The sequence below is a fragment of the Neisseria sp. P0016.S008 genome, assembly GCF_051957775.1.
Classification (GTDB): domain Bacteria; phylum Pseudomonadota; class Gammaproteobacteria; order Burkholderiales; family Neisseriaceae; genus Neisseria; species Neisseria flavescens_B.
Window position 1 is genome coordinate 173930 of the sequence record NZ_JBQCWB010000004.1, and the last position, 13968, is coordinate 187897.

The 13968-nt window shown below is 50.4% G+C and carries 11 protein-coding genes; 6 read left to right on the forward strand and 5 right to left on the reverse strand.

Translation table 11 applies throughout. The features are described 5' to 3' along the window. Positions 1–117: 117 nt before the first annotated feature. Together ACTHS8_RS06860 and ACTHS8_RS06865 are read right to left on the reverse strand one after the other, a co-directional pair. Positions 118–864 (reverse strand): HesA/MoeB/ThiF family protein, encoded by a 747-nt coding sequence (locus ACTHS8_RS06860; RefSeq protein WP_440373388.1) that lies wholly within the window; start codon positions 862–864, stop codon positions 118–120. Positions 865–913: 49 nt separating this feature from the next. Continuing rightward, positions 914–1378 carry a cyclic pyranopterin monophosphate synthase MoaC gene (locus tag ACTHS8_RS06865; RefSeq protein ID WP_004519536.1) on the reverse strand — a complete coding sequence of 155 codons (465 nt, stop codon included), beginning with the start codon at positions 1376–1378 and terminating at the stop codon, positions 914–916. A 187-nt stretch (positions 1379–1565) separates the two neighbouring features. Between ACTHS8_RS06865 and ppc the strand changes: the two genes are divergently transcribed. The 4 genes from ppc to tyrS all read left to right on the forward strand — a co-directional run bounded on the left by ppc (position 1566) and on the right by tyrS (position 9212). Next, positions 1566–4268 carry a phosphoenolpyruvate carboxylase gene (ppc, locus tag ACTHS8_RS06870; protein WP_440373326.1) on the forward strand — a complete coding sequence of 901 codons (2703 nt, stop codon included), beginning with the start codon at positions 1566–1568 and terminating at the stop codon, positions 4266–4268. Positions 4269–4408: 140 nt separating this feature from the next. Then, positions 4409–5500: a redox-regulated ATPase YchF gene (gene ychF, locus ACTHS8_RS06875; protein ID WP_002227634.1), complete on the forward strand. Its 1092-nt coding sequence runs from the start codon at positions 4409–4411 to the stop codon at positions 5498–5500. A gap of 481 nt (positions 5501–5981) precedes the next feature. Beyond that, positions 5982–7841 carry an acyltransferase family protein gene (locus ACTHS8_RS06880; protein WP_440373327.1) on the forward strand — a complete coding sequence of 620 codons (1860 nt, stop codon included), beginning with the start codon at positions 5982–5984 and terminating at the stop codon, positions 7839–7841. Positions 7842–7916: 75 nt separating this feature from the next. Further along, positions 7917–9212 (forward strand): tyrosine--tRNA ligase, encoded by a 1296-nt coding sequence (tyrS, locus tag ACTHS8_RS06885; protein ID WP_070713573.1) that lies wholly within the window; start codon positions 7917–7919, stop codon positions 9210–9212. Positions 9213–9384: 172 nt separating this feature from the next. Here tyrS and hslO read toward each other — a convergent pair whose 3' ends face one another. Next, positions 9385–10281, reverse strand: coding sequence for an Hsp33 family molecular chaperone HslO (gene hslO, locus ACTHS8_RS06890; protein WP_440373328.1), 897 nt, complete (start codon positions 10279–10281; stop codon positions 9385–9387). Between the two features lie 260 nt (positions 10282–10541). Here hslO and ACTHS8_RS06895 point away from each other — a divergent pair, with 260 nt between their 5' ends. Both ACTHS8_RS06895 and ACTHS8_RS06900 read left to right on the forward strand, forming a co-directional pair. Continuing rightward, positions 10542–11171, forward strand: coding sequence for a C40 family peptidase (locus ACTHS8_RS06895; protein WP_440373329.1), 630 nt, complete (start codon positions 10542–10544; stop codon positions 11169–11171). A gap of 8 nt (positions 11172–11179) precedes the next feature. Further along, positions 11180–11401, forward strand: a complete 222-nt coding sequence (locus tag ACTHS8_RS06900; protein ID WP_004519529.1) for a hypothetical protein — start codon at positions 11180–11182, stop codon at positions 11399–11401. 81 nt (positions 11402–11482) lie between these two features. Here the strand turns inward: ACTHS8_RS06900 and ACTHS8_RS06905 are convergent, their stop codons facing one another. Continuing rightward, the gene (locus ACTHS8_RS06905) at positions 11483–12883 is read right to left on the reverse strand and encodes an L-serine ammonia-lyase (protein ID WP_440373330.1); all 1401 of its coding nucleotides are present in this window, start codon (positions 12881–12883) and stop codon (positions 11483–11485) included. A gap of 39 nt (positions 12884–12922) precedes the next feature. Further along, positions 12923–13933 (reverse strand): glycosyltransferase family 2 protein, encoded by a 1011-nt coding sequence (locus ACTHS8_RS06910; protein ID WP_440373331.1) that lies wholly within the window; start codon positions 13931–13933, stop codon positions 12923–12925. Positions 13934–13968: the final 35 nt, after the last annotated feature.

The following is a 13968-nucleotide window of genomic DNA, read 5'->3' on the forward strand; positions in this document are numbered from 1 at the left end:
CCACAGGCCGTCTGAAAAGGGCAGAAACGCCTTCCTTCAAGTTTAATGAAAGATAAGTATGATTACTCTAGCGGATTGGCTTAGGCAATGTCGAAACCCCTACCCTGCTTTTTGTCTTTAACGGCCGCTGCAAACCGGGCATTCGGGATTGTGTCTCACCCCGTATTGCTGCCATTTTCCGCTCAATGCGTTATAGGTAGAAAGTTTGCCGTGCGACGGCGTACCGATACCAATCAGCACTTTAAGCGCTTCGGCGGCTTGGGTCGTTCCGATAACGCCGACCAACGGCGAAAAAACGCCGAACAATGCACAAGCGCCGTCGCTGGCTTGTTCGCCGTCAAACAGACAGGCATAGCAAGGCGTATCGGGAAGATCGGGACGGTACACGGCGATTTGTCCGTCAAAGCCGACGGCCGCGGCGGAAACCAAAGGCGTGCGCGTGGCAACGGCGGCGCGGTTGACCGCCTGGCGCGTGGGATAATTGTCGGAACAATCGAGGATGATGTCGGCGGCGTTTGCCAATTCGACAAGCCTGACCTCATCGAGAAATTCGGCAATGGCTGTAATGTGTGTTTGGCTGTTGATCTGTTTCAGACGGCCTTGCATGACCAAAGCCTTGTTTTTACCGATGTCGGCTTCGGTAAACGTGATTTGGCGTTGAAGGTTGGTCTCGTCGATGGTATCGGCATCGGCAATCGTCAGGCTGCCGATACCGGCGGCGGCAAGATACGGCAAGGCCGCCGCACCCAGCCCGCCGCAACCGACAACAAGCACATGGGCGGCCAAGAGTTTTTCTTGGCCTTCGATACCGATTTCGTCAAGCAAGATATGGCGGCTGAACCGCAGGAGTTGTTGATCGTTCATCATATAAATAAGGCCGTCTGAAACCCAATGTTCAAACGGCCTGAATGGTTTAGAAATTAATATTTTCGTATGCGTTGTCAAACAGGAAAGGACGGCCTTCGCTGCTGGTTTCGGATTCGAGGCGGATGCCGCTGAGCATCATATTGCGGTCAACGTCTTTCATCATGTCGTAAACGCTCAAGAGCGCCAAATTGAGGCCAGTCAGGGCTTCGGTGGCAATGCTGCCGTTGCTGTTCGCTTGGACGGTCAGCGTGGCCTTCAGACAGGCCAGCTCAACGTTAATATCGAAATCAACCTGCACGCCGATGATGCGACCGGGCAGGTGCAGCGGAATCAGGTTGGCGGTCTGTTTGATGCTCTGAATGGCGGCAACGCGGGCGATGGTCAGGATACTTGCCTTTTCGGTGGCATTCTCTATCAACACCCGTATCGCCTGCTGGCTCATGTTGACGGTACCGACGGCGACGGCGGTGTGTTGCTCAGGAAAATCGGGCTGGTTGGGGAATTCGATCATGGGGTTCTCGCCTCTGTTTTGACAGTCAATATTTTACGGCATTTTACAGACACCGGCCACGCGGCGGATACGGACGGCTGTTTTCTGGTTTGAAATGTATCGGACGGCAGCATTGGCAGTTTACAAAAATTTGCTATACAATGGATTCAGGACAAACCCAAATTAACATTTAAATAAGAGAAAAATCATGCAACTGCATATCTTAAATAATCCAAAAGATGCCGCTTTGGCAGCGGATGCGGAATTTTTAAAACAGTCTCTGTTCAATCTGCTGCATGAGGAAGCGTCGCCTTTGGTGGTCGAAACCGTTAAGTTATTATCGACTTCAGACGACAGCGCTGCCTTGATTGAGAAGGTGTTGCCGCAATTGGACGAACAACAAACCCACGATTTAACCTTGGCCTGCGGCCTGTTCGCACAGATTTTGAACATCGCCGAAGACGTGCACCACGAACGCCGCCGCCAAATCCACGAAGAAGCCGGACACAACAGCGCCGAAGGCAGCCTGACGGAAACCGTGCGCAAACTCAAAGCCGGAAAAATCAATGGCAAAGCGGTGCAACAACAACTGGACAATACAGTCGTTACCGCCGTTTTGACCGCGCACCCGACCGAAGTGCAACGCCAAACCGTCTTGAGCTTCAACCGCCGCATCCGCGCGCTGCTGCCGCAACGCGAACGCTGCACCAACCCCGAAGCACTGGCTCAGTTGCGCCGCGAAATCGACACCGTGCTTTTGGGCCTGTGGCAGACCAGTGAAACGCGCCGCCACAAACTCAGCGTCAACGACGAAATCAACAACGGTGTATCCATCTTCCCAATGAGCTTCTTTGAAGCCCTGCCCAAGCTCTACCGCACAATGGAACGCGATTTTCAGACGGCCTACCCCGGTGTCCGCGTTCCGAATATCCTCAAAATCGGCGGCTGGATCGGCGGCGACCGTGACGGTAACCCGTTCGTTTCTGCCGAAACCTTGCGTTTTGCGTTCAGACGGCATGCCGACGCAGTGTTCCGTTTCTATCGCGGCGAACTCGACAAACTTTACCGCGAATTGCCGCTCTCCATCCGCCGCGTCAAAGTCAACGACGACGTGATGGCACTGGCAGCCCTCTCGCCTGATGAAGAAATCGCCCGTACCGAAGAACCCTACCGCCGCGCCATCGCCTACATCATGGCACGCGCCATGGGCAAAGCGCGCTCACTCGGTTTGGGCATGGGCTGCAAATTCGGCTTCCTCGAGCCTTATGCCACGGTTGAAGAGTTCCTCAACGACCTGAAAAAACTGCAACGCTCGCTCCAGGAAAACGGCAGCCAACTGCTGGCAGAAGGCCGTCTGGCCAATATTATCCGCAGCGTGTCCGTATTCGGCTTCCACATGATGCCGCTTGACCTGCGCCAACACGCAGGCAAACACGCCGATGTGGTTGCAGAGCTTTTCCAACACGCAGGCTTGGAAGACTACAACAGCCTGAACGAAGAGCAAAAACAAGCCGCCCTGTTGCGCGAATTGAGCCATCAACGTCCGCTGTACAGCCCGTTCATCACATACAGCGACCATACCCGTCACGAATTGGCAATTTTCAACGAAGCGCGCAAAATCAAAGACGAATTTGGTGAAGATGCCGTTACACAAAGCATTATTTCCAACTGCGAACAACCCAGCGACCTGCTCGCCTTGGCATTGCTGCTGAAAGAAAGCGGCCTGTTGGTGGTGGAAAACGGCAAACCGCACAGCCGCATCAATATCGTGCCTCTGTTTGAAACCATTGAAGCGCTCGAAAACGCCTGCCCGGTCATGGAAACCATGTTCCGCCTCGACTGGTATGATGCCCTGCTCGAAAGCCGCGGCAACATCCAAGAAATCATGCTCGGCTACTCCGACTCCAACAAAGACGGCGGCTACGTTACCAGCTCATGGTGTCTGTATCAGGCAGAGTTGGGCTTGGTCGAACTCTTCAAAAAATACGATGTCCGCATGCGTCTGTTCCACGGCCGCGGCGGCAGCGTAGGTCGCGGCGGCGGCCCTTCTTACCAAGCCATTTTGGCGCAACCTGCAGGCAGCGTTGCCGGACAAATCCGCATTACCGAGCAAGGCGAAGTCATTACCGCCAAATACGCCGACCCGGGCAATGCCCAACGCAACTTGGAAACCTTGGTTGCCGCGACGTTGGAAGCCAGCATCCTGCCGGATAAAAAAGACCCTGATGCCAAACTGATGCAGGATTTGTCGGACGTATCGTTCAAATACTACCGCGAACTGATTACCCACCCCGACTTCATCGACTACTTCCTGCAAACCAGCCCGATTCAGGAAATCGCTACCCTCAACCTCGGCAGCCGTCCCGCCAGCCGCAAAACCCTGGCGCGGATTCAAGACTTACGTGCAATTCCGTGGGTATTCTCATGGATGCAAAACCGCCTCATGCTGCCGGCTTGGTACGGTTTCGGCAGCGCAGTGGAAACCTTGTGCGAAGGCAATCCCAACACACTGGCCGCCCTGCGCGAACACGCCCAAAGCAACCCGTTCTTCCAAGCCATGCTCTCCAATATGGAGCAAGTGATGGCGAAAACCGACATCACCTTGGCGGAAAACTATGCCGGCTTGAGCGAATCGCCCGATAAAGCAAAAGTCATCTTCGGCATGATTAAGGAAGAATACCAACGCAGCCGCAAAGCACTGCTCGACTTGTTGCAAACCGAAGAGCTCCTGCGCGACAACCGCAGCCTCGCCCGTTCGCTTGCCTTGAGGATTCCATACCTGAACGCCCTCAACGGCCTGCAAGTCGCCATGCTCAAACGCCTGCGCAAAGAGCCCGATAATCCGCACGCCCTGCTGATGGTTCACTTGACCATCAACGGCGTGGCGCAAGGTTTGCGTAATACCGGTTAAGGCAGTACGGAAAAAAGGCCGTCTGAAACAATTTTCAGACGGCCTTTTATCATAAAAACACACCAGCATTGCGGCTGTTTTGAGTACCTCCACAATATGCTATAATCCGCCGTTAAACTTTTATCTTTTCAGGAAAAACCATGAGCTTGAAATGCGGCATCGTCGGTTTGCCCAACGTCGGCAAATCCACCCTCTTTAACGCGCTGACCCAATCGGGTATCGAAGCGGCAAACTATCCTTTCTGTACCATCGAACCCAACGTCGGCATCGTTGAAGTCCCCGATCCGCGTATGGCTGAATTGGCAAAAATCGTCAATCCGCAAAAAATGCAGCCTGCCATCGTCGAGTTTGTCGATATTGCCGGTTTGGTTGCGGGCGCGAGCAAAGGAGAAGGCTTGGGCAACCAGTTCCTCGCCAACATCCGCGAGACTGACGCGATTGTTAACGTTGTACGTTGCTTTGACGACGACAACATCGTTCACGTTGCAGGCAAAGTCGATCCGATTGCCGACATCGAAACCATCGGCACCGAATTGGCACTGGCCGACTTGGCCAGCGTCGAAAAAGCCATCGTCCGCGAAGAAAAACGCGCCCGTTCAGGCGACAAAGACGCGCAAAAACTGGTCGATCTGTGCAAAAAACTGCTGCCTCATCTGGACGAAGGCAAGCCTGTACGCTCCTTCGGTTTGGACGCAGAAGAACTCGCCATGCTCAAACCGCTGTTCCTGCTGACTGCCAAACCTGCCATGTATGTCGGCAACGTTTCCGAAGACGGTTTTGAAAACAACCCGCACCTCGACCGCCTGAAAGAATTGGCTGCAAAAGAAAACGCGCCGGTTGTGGCCGTTTGCGCCGCGATGGAAAGCGAAATCGCCGAATTGGAAGAGGACGAAAAAGCCGAATTCCTCGCCGAAATGGGCTTGGAAGAACCGGGCCTGAACCGCCTGATTCGTGCAGGCTACGACCTCTTAGGCCTGCAAACCTACTTCACCGCCGGTGTCAAAGAAGTCCGCGCTTGGACCATCCACAAAGGCGACACAGCCCCACAAGCTGCCGGCGTGATTCACACCGACTTTGAACGCGGCTTCATCCGCGCCCAAGTTATCTCCTACGAAGATTTCATCGCTTTAGGCGGCGAAGCCAAAGCCAAAGAAGCAGGCAAAATGCGTGTGGAAGGCAAAGAATACGTCGTACAAGACGGCGATGTGATGCACTTCTTGTTTAACGTATAAACTCAGCGTACCGCTTTTTTCAGACGGCCTTTTCTAAGATTAAGGCCGTCTGAATTTATTTTCAGACGGCCTCATGTCTTGAAATATCAACAAAACATCATCTCCATAATAAGTGCGGGCATAGCCCGTAATTTTTCTTTCTTAAAATCTCTCTTTTCTTACCGACACCTTACCTAAAAATAGCGCAAGATTACATCATCAATAACAATACCATTGATATGACAATAAACAATTAAACAATACCACATCGTATTGATTCATTATAAAAACAACATATTAAATATTGTATTGAAACTATCAACTGTATTTCTACTCTAATCCATTACTATTCAAACGCATATCACCAGCAATCATTCCAAGAAGGCAAACAAACTGCCCAGTACTGACAAACGATGGCCGACCTCCGAAATGCTGCCATTCTCAGCAGGAATCACTTTTCAGACGACGCCATTAAAATAAAAATTTTTAAAATCAAAATATTATGAGCAAAGTTTTATCTTACCGCCCAGATATTGATACATTGCGTGCCGTTGCTGTTCTATCCGTTGTCGTTTTCCATATTGAAAAAAACTGGCTGCCTGGCGGCTTTCTTGGTGTTGATATCTTTTTTGTCATTTCCGGCTTTCTGATCACAATGATTATCCATCGTGAAATGAGCAGCAGGATTTTTTCGTTCAAAAAATTTTACATCCGCCGTATCAAGCGGATACTGCCCGCATTTTTTACCGTATTGACGGTAACGCTGGTATGCGGCTTTCTTTTATTCACCAAAGATGATTTCTTCCTTTTATGGAGGACAGCCCTGTCCACCTTGGGATTCATCTCCAATATCTTTTTTGCAAAGGGTCAGGGCTATTTCGACCCCATACAAGAAGAAAAACCTTTGCTTCACATTTGGTCTTTATCGGTCGAAGAACAGTATTATTTCGTCTTCCCGATATTGCTGTTACTGGTTGTCCGCAAAAGCTGGCGCACTCAGTTTGCCTTTCTCATCACGCTATGCATATTCAGCATTTTGGCTTCTTTTATGCCGACTACACTGGATAAATATTACCTTCCCCATCTGCGCGCCTGTGAAATGCTGATCGGCTCGTTGACGGCAGTGTGGATGCAATACCGGCAACAACAAGGGCTGGATACCGGCAAACAATATGCAGCGGCAGGCGCATTACTTTCCGTATGCGTACTGTTTGCCTGCCTGTTTACCTATACGGAAAAAACCGCCTATTTTCCGGGGCCAGCCGCCATCATTCCTTGTTTAGCCGCCGCCGCATTCATTTATTTCAATCAATTTGAACACCGGCTGAAAAAATTTTTCCAATGGAAGATTACTGTCGGCATAGGCTTGATTTCCTATTCGCTGTATCTGTGGCATTGGCCTGTATTGGCTTTTATGAGATACATCGGTTCAAATAATCTGCCTTCGTATTCGACTGCGGTCGCGATTGCCATCATGCTCGCACTCTCTCTGCTTTCTTATTATTTTGTCGAGAAGCCGTTTAAACACTGGAAAGGCTCTTTTGCCCAATCTGTGACATGGGTTTATGCCGTCCCCATGCTTGTTTTGGCCATTACGCCTTTTCTTGCCATGAAGCTCCCGTTTATGCAGCAATACGACCGTATGGGATTGGCACGTTCCTACACTTCTTGTCACAACAATACCGACAAACAGTGTGTGTGGGGCGATACCGACAAACAGCCGGAATTACTGATTCTAGGCGATTCGCATGCCGACCAATATAAAACGTTTTTTGATACCGTCGGCAAAAAAGAAAACTGGTCGGCAGCGATGGTTTCTGCCGACAGTTGTGCCTATGTAGAAGATTATGCCGCCCCCGTATTCAAGCAAAACGCCTCCTGCCGTGCCGTTTATCAGTATGCCAAAGAGCATCTGTCCCAATACTCAAAAGTGCTTTTGGCCATGCGCTGGGGCAGCCAAATGCCTGAAAACAGCCACTCCCTTGCTTACGATGCCGATTTTTTCAAAAAATTCGACCTCATGTTGCAAAAATTTTCTTCGGAAAAACAAGCGGTTTACCTGATGATAGACAACCCTAATCTGTCATACAACGGCTTGCGCGCCTATATTCTGTCTTACCGCATACCGGGATTTAGTCAAAATCTTGCCATTGATGAAACAGTCACTTCAAAAGGAAATGAACGCATCAAAGAATTGGCAGAAAAATATGCCAATGTGCACATTATCGATGCCACTGCCTATATTCCGGAGAACTTCAAAATCAACGGATTGCCGGTTTATTCCGATAGAGACCACATCAACCCTTACGGCGGCAGAGAACTGGCCAAGCGTTTTTCTGAAAAACACACGCTTCTTCAATAAGCCATAGCCATTCATCCGATGAAATTTGTTACAATTAGCAGTTTGTAAAACTGCTAATTTTTTTGGAAGATATCAATGAGCGTCATCAAAGACCTACAATCGCGTGGCTTAATCGCGCAAACTACCGACATCGAAGCCTTAGACGCTTTGCTAAACGAACAAAAAATTTCCCTCTATTGCGGTTTTGACCCGACAGCCGACAGCCTGCACATCGGCCACTTGCTGCCTGTATTGGCATTGCGCCGTTTCCAACAAGCCGGCCATACGCCGATTGCTTTGGTGGGCGGTGCGACCGGCATGATTGGCGACCCAAGCTTTAAAGCCGCCGAACGCAGCTTGAATTCTGCCGAAACCGTTGCCGGCTGGGTAGAAAGCATCCGCAACCAACTGACCCCTTTCTTAAGCTTTGACGGTGATAACGCGGCCATTATGGCCAACAACGCCGACTGGTTCGGCAGCATGAACTGCCTCGACTTCCTGCGCGACATCGGCAAGCATTTTTCCGTCAACGCCATGCTGAACAAAGAATCCGTCAAACAGCGTATCGAACGCGACGATGTGGGCATTTCCTTTACCGAGTTCGCTTACTCCCTGCTGCAAGGCTACGACTTTGCCGAGTTGAACAAACGCCACGGCGCGGTTTTGGAAATCGGCGGCTCCGACCAATGGGGCAACATCACCGCCGGTATCGACCTGACCCGCCGCCTGCACCAAAAACAAGTATTCGGCCTGACCCTGCCTCTAGTAACCAAATCAGACGGCACCAAATTCGGCAAAACCGAAGGCGGCGCGGTATGGCTGAACGCGAAGAAAACTTCTCCGTATCAGTTCTACCAGTTCTGGCTGAAAGTCGCCGATGCCGATGTGTATAAATTCCTGAAATACTTTACCTTCCTGTCCATCGAAGAAATCGATGCCATCGAAGCGAAAGACAAAGCAAGCGGCACCAAGCCAGAAGCGCAACGTATCCTCGCCGAAGAAATGACCCGCCTGATTCACGGCGAAGAGGCCCTTGCCGCCGCCCAACGCATTTCTGAAAGCCTGTTTGCCGAAGACCAAAGCCATCTCACCGAAAGCGACTTTGAGCAGCTGGCACTCGACGGCCTGCCGACTTTTGAAGTTTCCGAGAGCCTCAACGTGGTGGAGACTTTGGTAAAAACCGGTTTGGCGTCTTCCAATAAAGAAGCGCGCGGTTTTGTAAACAGCAAAGCGGTTTTGCTCAACGGTAAACCTGCTGAAGCCAATAATCCGAACCATGCCGCTGAAAAACCTGACGATGCCTACATGCTGACCGACGAACACAAACGCTTCGGCAAATACACCATCGTCCGCCGCGGCAAACGCAACCACGCTTTGTTGGTTTGGAAATAATCTTTAAACATTAAACACATTGTTTAAAAACAATCATGCCGTCTGAAATTAGCCACGCTTTTTTCAGACGGCATTTTCTATTGATGATATTCAATATTTCCAAAAAGAAAGGACAGGTATTACACCTGCCCTTCTATTAAGCCAATTTCCTGAAGAAACTTTTATCCCGTGCTTACTGCAAACGCTCATTTTCTTGACGGACGGCATTCACCACATCCGCGCCAAACAAAGCGTTGACATCAGTTTCATCAAACACATACTTGGTATGGCAGAAATCGCAATCGATTTGAATGCTGCCTTGTTCTGCCACCACGCCTCCGACTTCCTGACCGCCAAGCATCAACAGCATATCGCTGACTTTGCCGCGAGAGCAGGTGCAGGCAAATTCAATGGTCTCAGGTTCAAAAACGCGAGGCGGGGTTTCATGGTAAAGGCGGTAAAGGGCGTGATGCGCATCCAAACCGGTCAATTCTTGCGGAGTAAGCGTTTGCGCAAGCGTAGTCACATGCTCCCACGCGGCATCATCCAATTCTTCTTCCGGCAGACGTTGCAGCAATAATGCGCCTGCAGCTTGGTCGTCGGCGGCAAGCGTAATATAGGTATCGAGCTGCTCGGAACGTTTCATATAGTTGACCAACATTTGCGCAATGCTGTCGCCTTCCAGCGGCACAACACCTTGCCAAGGGTCGGCATCTTTAGGCTGATGGGTCAAAACGAACACGCTGTTTTCGCCCAACAGCGCAGTCAGGCTTTCGTCATCATGGATTTCAGCGGTTTCGTCCCAACGCGCGGTAGCACGGACAGTATTTTCAGAAGTTGCTTCCACCACCAACATTTTCAGACGGCCCTGACCTTGAACTTGAACAATCAGCGTGCCTTCGTTTTTAAGATTGGCAGACAATAAAGAACCGGCAGCCAACAATTCGCCCAATGCGCGACGGATGGCGACAGGATAATGTTTTTGGTTGACGATGTGGTGCCAAACCTTTTCAAGGCGGATGTGCATACCGCGGATAGGCATATCGTCGAAGATAAAGCGTGTACGGATATCGCTGTGATTTTGTGTCATGTCAGTCTCTGAAAATAAATCAATGAATGCCACTTATATGGTTGCAGCGTCGGATAAATCAAGCGAAACCGCATTTAATGTTTTTCTAGTTTGTTTGGAAACAAGGGTTTAACGCAAAATAACAGCAGTTTTTTTGCCAAAAAGACGGTTTTTGAATACAATCAAGCAGATAACAAGAGAATGATACGGGATAACATCTCAGAAACCGGCAATGTGCCTGCAATCGGCAGGGAATGCCTTCTGAAACGGAAGTTTTTATAATGAATTTTTTACTCCGGCTCGCAGCAGTTTGGACTTCGGTCGCCATGCTCGCGAGCGTCAATTTTTCTTACGCCGATGATTTGGAAAACCTGATTACCACCCGTCAGCATGTTTTAAACCAATTCAACGACAATGCCAACGTTTACGGCAATACGCGTCAGGCAACCCCTGTCCACCCCGTCAATACACGTCCAGCCCCAAGCAACAATACGCGCGCACCTTCAGGTAATTCAGACGAATTGATCGGCAGCGCCATGGGCTTACTCGGCGTGGCCTACCGCTACGGCGGCACATCGGCCTCTACCGGCTTTGACTGCAGCGGCTTCATGCAACACATCTTTAAACGCGCCATGGGCGTGAACCTGCCGCGCACATCTGCCGAACAGGCGCAAATGGGCGTTGCCGTGAGCCGTTCGGAATTACAGCCGGGCGACATGGTCTTTTTCCGCACCATGGGGCGCGGCCGCATTTCCCACGTCGGTCTTTACATCGGCAACAACAATTTCATTCATGCGCCGAGAACGGGCAAACGTATCGAAATTACCAGCCTCAGCCACAAATATTGGAACGCGAAATACGCCTTCGGCCGCCGCGTGAAGAAAAACGATCCATCCCGTTTCTTGAATTGAGGTGCATAATGGCGATGCCGCAAATGCCCAAATGGTATGACGACGACGGTCAGATTGTTTCCTGCACCGAAAAAGTTAAAGTCATGACCGAAAACTTGAACGAACTGTACCAAATAGCGCAGGACGCATTTGAAGATGCGCTGCTGATGGGTTGCTCCGAAAAACAGTTGCGCGAATACTTCCGCGACTTAATGGCCGGACTGGAAAACCCTTATCAAAAAAACGGTTAGTTATTCGATCCATACAAAAAAAGGCCGTCTGAAAGTTTCTCAGACGGCCTTTTTTTATCGGGCATATCCCCTACCCTATTGCTAACATTCCACCACGCGCACGGATACTGGTATGGCTTTTTTCTGCAAGGTGATAGCCAGGCCTGCGAGTGAGGTTTCTTTGTAGGTTGCCTTCATATCGCGGCCGGTTTGCAGCATGGTTTGAATCACTTCATCAAGTGAGACTTTTTTATCTGTGCCGTCTTCCAAAAGCGCGAGGGTGGCGAGCTTGAGGGCTTTTTCGGCGGCGATGCCGTTGCGCTCGATACAGGGGATTTGCACCAAGCCGCCGACAGGGTCGCAGGTCAGGCCCAAGTGGTGTTCCATGGCCATTTCGGCGGCGTTTTCCACTTGTTTGGGCGTGCCGCCGATAACTTCGGCGTATGCGCCCGCCGCCATGGAACACGCTACGCCGACTTCGCCTTGGCAGCCGACGTCCGCGCCGGAAATAGACGCGTTGGTTTTATACAAAATACCGATGGCACCGGCAGTCAGCAGGAAATCTTCGACACGCGATTGGTTGGCGTGCGGATTAAATTTGCGGAAATAGTGCAAGACGGCAGGAATAATGCCTGCCGCGCCGTTGGTCGGTGCGGTTACAACGCGGCCGCCGGCGGCGTTTTCTTCATTGACCGCCATAGCGTACACCATCGGCCAAAGTTGGGTATTGACGATTTCGCTCTCGCGCAGGACTTTGAGTTTGGCTGCCAATTGCGGCGCGCGGCGGCGGACATTCAAGCCGCCCGGCAGCTGCCCTTCCGCACCCAAGCCGCGCTTGATGCAGTTTTCCATCACATCGGCCACAGCAGCCACTCGGCGGCGCACTTCCACCTCATCGCAACCTGCCAACGCCGCTTCATTGGCCAACACAACTTCGGAAATATTCAACTGGTTCTGACGGCATTGTGCCAGCAACTCGTCACAGTTTTTGTAAGGATATGGCACGTCCGAATTTTCCTGGGCTTCTTGTGCAAACCCTTCGTCTGTTACGATAAAACCGCCGCCGACCGAATAATAGATCTGTTCTTTCAGCTTCAGGCCGTCTGAATTGTAGGCGATAAAGTTCAAACCGTTCGGATGTTTGGGCAACACTTTGTCGCCGCGAATATCCAAATCTTTTTCGGGATTGAAGGCCATTTCACGGCCGTTGAGTTTTAAAACGTGCTGCGTGCGGATGCGTTCTAAGCGCTGGGGGATGTCCGCAAGCGGGATATCGTGCGGCAGGCTGCCTTCCAAACCGAGCAGCAATGCGTCAAATGTACCGTGTCCGATGCCGGTCAAAGCAAGCGAGCCGTACACTTCAATGACAATGCGCGCCACTTGTGTATCCAAGTTTTCGGCATGCAGCAAATCGGCAAAAGCGGCCGCGGCCTTCATCGGGCCTACGGTGTGCGAGCTGGACGGGCCGATGCCGATTTTGAAAATATCAAAGATACTGATCATAAGGTTTTCCTATCATTGTGTGTGCGGGCTGGCTGTTTTTCAGACGGCCTTAAGTCCTAAAGAGGAATCTTTCGCGCCGCTTGCCAATGCAAGTACCAAATGTCCGACAACCATCAAAGGATCGCCTGCTTCCGGCGAGGTGTATTTCAGCGTCAGCGGTTTTTTACGCAAGGGTTCGTAATGACTGACTTCACACTGTGAAGCCTCTAAACTTGTAGAACCGGCACGGTATTTGTACGCCAACAGCCGTAAATTGTTCAAGTCCATCTTCATGCCGTTATCCAGCAATTCGCGCAATTGGTTTTCCCAGGCAATATCGGTGCTTCCATCTTTAATGGCAATCAGGATGGACTTTTCAAGGATTTTTTTGATGTGCTGATTCAAGGAGCGGATTGGGAAATGCCCCAGCCACAACAAATCGGTTTCTGCAAATTGGGCGGAAAACTGCTCTATAAACCAAGAATGTAAGCCTCGATAATCCGGCGAATGAAACAGGGTTGATTTAACCTTATTGCCATCTTTATCCAACATATAATGGCTGCCGATAATCATGCTGTAAGATTCAGCAGCCCATCTGGGAATAATGACTTTGGGGGTAAAGAGCGTTTCGAGGCGTTGCTCGGTAAATTGTGTGGTGAAATCGGGGTTGTATTGCAACGATGTCGGCAAATAGCCGCGCCAAAGGTACATACCGATCCTGTTTTCTCCGATGACATCCAAGAGTTGTTCCAGCATGGTACGGCTAGGACATGAAATAAATTCGTCCGCATCCAGCGGAAAAACGAAATCTATCGCTTCATCTTTTGCGACAAGCTGCTTCATAAGCAGGTTTACCAATTGCTCATGATTGAACTTGAGCGCTTGATATTGATAGATAAATATCGGTAAACCTTCTTCTTTCAATTGAATCAGAATTTCCCTTGTACCATCGCTGCTGCCATGATCGATGATGTGCATTTCATCCATCAGCTCGAGATTATGACGGACAAACGATTCGATAACGTCGTTTTCGTTGCGCACCATACTGATGCTGATTAATTTTTTTCTCATAAATTACGCAATGTATTGATATGTTTTCATATTTT